This is a genomic window from Photorhabdus namnaonensis, from assembly GCF_001684335.1.
Classification (GTDB): Bacteria; Pseudomonadota; Gammaproteobacteria; order Enterobacterales; family Enterobacteriaceae; genus Photorhabdus; species Photorhabdus namnaonensis.
In genome coordinates, this window is the sequence record NZ_LOIC01000090.1 from 1 (window position 1) to 1,064 (window position 1,064).

General features: G+C 36.3%; 1 protein-coding gene. It reads right to left on the reverse strand.

What is annotated here, in order from left to right:
• On the reverse strand, window positions 1–1,064 hold a 1,064-nt coding region (locus Phpb_RS20725; protein WP_205634817.1), incomplete at both ends, for a hemagglutinin repeat-containing protein.

Sequence of the window (1,064 nt, forward strand, 5' to 3'; positions counted from 1 at the left end):
CAGCTTTTTAGTACCACGGATTTGTGCGCCATAATTTCTGTCATCTTTATGTTCATCATAATGCTCAGGTCTGTCATCGTCATTGTAAGCAATAGCAGAGTAAAGCAGGGGCAGGAGTGTGATATTCCTTCCAGAAGATAATAATGCGTTACCGTTTGCCTGTATCTGAACCGCCTTTCCGTTAATATCTGTACCGCTGATGACACTGATATTATTTCCTGCGGTTAATTGGCTGCTTAATTCTCCAGAACGTGATGAAGGGAATAATTTACTCAGTGAAGGAGATAATTCACGGGGAGCCAGATCAATACTTTTTGCAGAAGTTAAATTGATGTCTTTTTCTGCGGAGAAACGAATACTCTTAGCCGATAAATTTCCACCGGCATTAATCACAATAGAACTTTTTGCATCCAGTTTACCCACTTTAGATAACATATTATTAAAAAGTTCTTGCTCTTTAATGAAAGAGATAATACTGCCAATTCGTTTATGTGATAATAGCACCGCATTGTTATTATCAATGGTAATATCATTGTTTGCCGTTAAAGTAATATTATCACTTTTAGTTAAAAATATATCCCGAAAAATAATATTCTTACCTGCGTTTAGCAATAAATCACCTGTTGCCTCAATGCGGCTGATTATTCTATTACCATCATGGTTGAAATATCCGACAGTCTCATTGCTTTGCAATTTCAAATCAGCATTACGGCTAATAACAGTAATGTTTTTTCCCTTGATTTTACTCTGCAATACATCAATATTATTAGCGGCGATCATCGATACATCGCCACCCGAAATAACTTCCCCGGTGTTTAATGTAACAGCGTCAGTTGCCAAAATAGTGATGTCGTTATTAGCTTTAATAATATTATTGTTGTTAATTTTTCCTGAGTTTAAGACAATATTTTTAGCAGATAACGTATCATAGCCGCCTGCAACAGTGATTTGGGACATTTCATTGATGTCATAGGGTAGTGGTGTGCGAATATTAATATTATCTTTAAAATCAGCGACAAGATTACCGGCAGCAACAACACTGGCGGGTTCAATAATATTGCTTT